Annotated in this window: 6 protein-coding genes; 4 read left to right on the top strand and 2 right to left on the bottom strand. The window is 33.3% G+C overall.

Features of this window, described 5'->3' with window-relative positions:
• Positions 1–505 precede the first annotated feature (505 nt).
• The 3 genes from AC13DP_RS04760 to AC13DP_RS04750 are packed head-to-tail and all read left to right on the top strand — an operon-like array spanning position 506 to position 2,235.
• Positions 506–1,153 carry a sigma-70 family RNA polymerase sigma factor gene (locus AC13DP_RS04760; protein WP_347405887.1) on the top strand — a complete coding sequence of 216 codons (648 nt, stop codon included), beginning with the start codon at positions 506–508 and terminating at the stop codon, positions 1,151–1,153.
• Complete coding sequence (locus AC13DP_RS04755; RefSeq protein ID WP_228250928.1) at positions 1,143–1,448, top strand: hypothetical protein; 306 nt, start codon at positions 1,143–1,145, stop codon at positions 1,446–1,448. The genes AC13DP_RS04760 and AC13DP_RS04755 overlap by 11 nt, the downstream gene beginning before the upstream one ends.
• On the top strand, positions 1,438–2,235 hold the full coding sequence (locus tag AC13DP_RS04750; protein WP_228250929.1) for an ImmA/IrrE family metallo-endopeptidase: 798 nt from the start codon (positions 1,438–1,440) through the stop codon (positions 2,233–2,235). The genes AC13DP_RS04755 and AC13DP_RS04750 overlap by 11 nt, the downstream gene beginning before the upstream one ends.
• 223 nt (positions 2,236–2,458) lie before the next feature.
• On the opposite strand, the gene AC13DP_RS04745 is transcribed toward AC13DP_RS04750, so the two are convergent.
• Positions 2,459–3,190: a restriction endonuclease gene (locus tag AC13DP_RS04745; RefSeq protein ID WP_228250930.1), complete on the bottom strand. Its 732-nt coding sequence runs from the start codon at positions 3,188–3,190 to the stop codon at positions 2,459–2,461.
• A complete protein-coding gene (locus tag AC13DP_RS04740) occupies positions 3,187–4,125 on the bottom strand; it encodes a ParB/Srx family N-terminal domain-containing protein (protein WP_483067386.1) in 939 nt (312 codons plus the stop codon). Before AC13DP_RS04740 ends, AC13DP_RS04745 begins: the two co-directional genes overlap by 4 nt.
• Before the next feature lie 138 nt (positions 4,126–4,263).
• Here AC13DP_RS04740 and AC13DP_RS04735 point away from each other — a divergent pair.
• The coding region (locus AC13DP_RS04735) for a helix-turn-helix domain-containing protein (RefSeq protein ID WP_483067385.1) at positions 4,264–4,448 on the top strand (185 nt) is incomplete at its 3' end.

The following is a 4,448-nucleotide window of genomic DNA, read 5'->3' as shown; positions in this document are numbered from 1 at the left end:
CGGTTATAAAACAGCCAAGAGAAGATTTAAAATGGAAGTAAGGAATTTAATTATTGCAATGATAGTGACCTTTTCCGGAGGAGATCCCAACAAATTATTTAAAACTTAAAGTGGCCGGAATTTCTTCCGACCACTAGTGGGGCTTCCCCCCCCTTTCCGTTTTACGAGTGAGGAACAACAACTATTTTTCGTTGCGTACCCCTTTGAAAGGTTTGTTGTCCGAGGTCTTAACATCCATGAACCTACCTGTATTAGCATCTCGTTTAATCCATGAATCTATTTTCGGATTGTATGTTTGAGAGCGATCTCTAACAGCACCTTTCCTTGCATTGTCTTTAGGTGGATTTGTAGCCATCTTTTTACGAATTATATTAAACTTAGACCTTTAACTTACTGGCATAAAGGCTTTGCCATGAAAATTAATGCTTCATAAGTATAAAGTCAAAAGCGTGACATAATAATATATTTTGTAATTTGTCACGGAATTTTATTATGCTTTATGTAAATGTCAATAGAAGAAATTGAAAATATTTTGCTCGTTATTTCAGACAAAGACTACGATGAAGATTCTGCTATTGCAAGTTTTACAAATCTGTATCGTGGTTATAGTAAGTTCTTGAATTCAGTTGTTTCTAGAGCTTTAAAAGACAGAGGGGTATATGATGAAGAAATATTAAACACTGTAATCAGTAACACATTTTATAAATTGTATGAAAACCCCTTACTTTTTTCTTTTAGAAAGGAAGCAGAGGATGACAAAGGGTTCAAAGCCTGGTTGTCAAAAGTTGCTAAAAATGAATTAAAACGCTTATTTAATGAGTATTACAAAGATACGATTCCTTTAGAAGTACTAAGTGTAGAACCAGCCATAGAGAGTGATGATTTGCCTGAAGAAATTTTTAGAAATGTTAACTTTAAAGTCCTTGATGATGCATTACAAATATTATCAGAAAGGGACAGACATATACTCCTAACCTTATATCTGTATTATGAAGAAGGTAAAAATACACCATCAGACGTTTTAAAGATGTTGTGCAAGATGTATGATACGACACCCGTGAATATTAGGAAAATTAAAGAACGAAGTGAAAAAAAGATCGTGGATTACTTTACAAAGAATACTCAATTAAAACCCTTGAAATATGTCAAATAGAAAAAAAATAATCGATTTATTTCAGTCTAAGGGATTACTTTTTCCAGAAACAGAGAAAGAAGTAGAAGAATTCGAATTATTTAATACTCCTGATGAAGAAGAACCGACTGATTGGGATGCCCCTGAAAAAATACTAAAGCGAGGCTTGCAAAACCTGACGGAAATTCAGACGGATACCGAAAATTCTTTAAATAATGAAATTGAAGAATTACGAATGGTGGCTAGAAAAGGTAATAATCTTCCACAGCATATTATAGATAAAATGAAGGCAAAGCACAACAAGGATGATAAATAATACATCCTTACATTATATTAAAGACCTTGCCGAGTATATTGCATTTCAATACCAAGAAAAAATAACACCAGTAAATCAAATAGCTAAAGATATAGGGTTAGAACTATTTTATGATGCATATGAAAAGGGAACATTTGATGGAATGACTGTTTATGCCGACAACTGTTTTTATATTCACTTAAATACAGACAATGGTAACAGGGAAAACACTGAAAGGGGCAGATTTACTCTGGCTCATGAACTCGGACATTATTTTATTGATACTCATAGAATTGGTCTAAAAAAAGGAATTTTAGAACCCCATCCTTCTTTAATTAATAGAAAGCAATTCAACTCGATTGAAAGGGAAGCTGATTATTTTGCGTCATGCCTTCTAATGCCTGAATCAAGATTCAAACAGGACATTTTCAAGAAAAAATTCAATTTTCAATTAATTGATAGTTTATGTACTCAATACAAAGTAAGTAGAACTGCTTGTGCGTTTCGCTTTGCCCAAATAGGTAATCACCCCATAATGATTATATATGCAGAGAGAGGAGTTGTCAAATGGAAGCTAGAAAGTGATGATTTCCCTTATAAATGGTTGCTCAACGATCGGACCGTTCCGACAAATACGGTTATGGGAGAATACTTCTTGCAATCAAATACACAAGATATCTATAAAACAGAACAGGTTTGGGCGATGGACTGGTTCAATTATGTGAAAGATAGAGATACAGAAAGACCTTTTTATGAACATTGTATTCCTTACAAGGATAAAGCTTTGAGTATAATATGGGAAGATTAAGGCGCTAATTTAAATTGGACACTATTCCCGATTTTAATTGTAATTTGTATAATAGCTGGGCATAAAAGCAAGTGCAGGACTGAATGGATTGTAGTGCAACGGAAAGGAATGAAGGACTTCTCTTGCTGTGCGTTGCAGGAAGTGGGTAATTAGAGTAAGTGAGGTACGAGCGAACGAAAAAAACCTACTGGAAGCAAATGGCTGTGCGGTGGGGAATATCCAATTATACTTCAGACATAAATAATTCAATATAATTATCTGTAGATTCTACCTTAGGATTAAGATATTGAAAAATTAAATAGGCTATTTGTTGACCATTTAAAGCAATAAAGTTATTCTTTCTTATTTCGTTCATTGCCGAATTATTATAACCAGATGTTGTACAAAACAAAAATAATTGAGCCGGATATTGGTTATCACGTTTTTGACGATTTGCAAATGCAGTAAATTTGTCAATATCAACCCTACCTACATTTCCTGAATATTTTTTTGCCTGACCATATAATTCTATTTTACCATAAGTATTTGAAGAACAATTAGACTTGAAAGGCATAATTCCAGAGAAATCTACACCACCATCATTTGATTGTTGAGAAACTTCTACCTTAATAGCGTTAAAACATTTCTTTAAAAGATAACCACAAAAATGCTCGAAATCCTGCCAACTAATATATTTAAGTGATTTGTAAATAGAATTTACTATTTCAAAATTAGAATTGAATGATACGATAGAAGCGTCAGCACTATTAAACAAACTACAAGTGTTGTCTGATAGTGATTGGTTAATATCATTGCGAGCATAAGTAACAAAATTTTGAATATTATTTTCAGCTAATTCAGCCGCTTTAAACATATTATAACCTTCTTTTTTGTAATACTCGTTGAGTAAATCTAATGTTCTAAAATTAATTTGTGAATTTACAGAACCTATTTCGATTAATAATTCTCGGTTCATACAACGTCTGCTTGTTTCAATACAGCAATTCTATCCAATTGGTTTTTCATTTCGTGAACTGACTTTTTTAGATCAGCAACTTCTTCATTCGACATTTCAGCTTCTAAGCCTTCTGCTACTATATTTTTAAAAGCCTCAATAGCATTTGAAATTTTCCCCATACATTCTGGCAAAGTTATTTTTTGTGCATTGAAATTTTTTTGTTCAATATAATTCATTGCCTTTTGCAAATTTTTATCGTCCAAATAATTTAAGGCCACAGGCTCAGCAACTAAGTGCACCAATTGACGAACATTATGTGCATCTGATAAAGCGACTTTTCCTTCTTCATCTGGAGCTAACCATTCATAAAACCTTCTGGTATTTTCCTGATTTTCGAATAAGTAGGTTTCATCATTCCATCCCATAAAACTTCTTAGAGCTGGTCTTTTTAAAACCTCATCAAAATGACTAAAGAAAGAGTGTTTCCAATAAGATGAATACTCCTCATCTTTTTTGAATTGTGACATTACACTAAAAGTCTTATAGTAACGATTGATTTCACGAACTGACATTCCAATCATTTTTGAAATTGTTGCAGGAGATTTTCCCTTACCAATTAAATCATTTATATATTGAGCCTTTTGATAAGCATCCCATTCTTTTATCCCTGAGACATTACGAATACCTTGAATAACTTTACCAACTTCTTCAACATCATCAATTTGCCCCTCAATTACTAAAATATCTATACTCTTTAGCTTTAGTATTGTTTCTTCATCAAGAACTGATTGTCCTAAATCATATTGATTAATCAGGTATTTAATAGCTGTAGTTCTCCTGTTTCCTTCAACAACTACGAAATTTCCATTATCTATATCTCTTGCGACAATATTATCAACATTATAAAATCCAACCGTTTCTATTGAACTCGCTAATGTGCAAAAAACGGTCATAGTATACCACCCTGGCCGGGTTAAAGTGAGCCACCCTGGCCGGATCAAAGTGAACCACTTTAGGCGGAGTAAAGTGAACCACTAAAAAATCGATTCTATTTGTAAGAAGCCAAATGTCTTTTTTTTGTAAAAAAGACCATGGCCAACAAACAGATAGATATGCGAAAACTAAAACAGATTTTTAGCTTGTACAGCCAGGGCGTCAGTAAACGGCAGATAAGTTCAAGGTTGGGTTTATCACGTAACACCATTACTAAATACATCGGTTTTTTTCAGAGTTACCAGTTTACAACGTACGAGGTCTCCGAGATGACCCTGGAAGA

Source organism: Zunongwangia sp. L-65, from assembly GCF_056859415.1.
This window is presented reverse-complemented; position numbering and strand designations above follow the sequence as displayed.

What these genes read in the sequence shown, in the direction of transcription:
- AC13DP_RS04760 (WP_347405887.1), top strand. Translation starts at nt 506, where the DNA reads ATGTCAATAGAAGAAATTGAAAATATTTTGCTCGTTATTTCAGACAAA.
- AC13DP_RS04755 (WP_228250928.1), top strand. Translation starts at nt 1,143, where the DNA reads ATGTCAAATAGAAAAAAAATAATCGATTTATTTCAGTCTAAGGGATTA.
- AC13DP_RS04750 (WP_228250929.1), top strand. Translation starts at nt 1,438, where the DNA reads ATGATAAATAATACATCCTTACATTATATTAAAGACCTTGCCGAGTAT.
- AC13DP_RS04745 (WP_228250930.1), bottom strand. Translation starts at nt 3,190, where the DNA reads ATGAACCGAGAATTATTAATCGAAATAGGTTCTGTAAATTCACAAATT.
- AC13DP_RS04740 (WP_483067386.1), bottom strand. Translation starts at nt 4,125, where the DNA reads ATGACCGTTTTTTGCACATTAGCGAGTTCAATAGAAACGGTTGGATTT.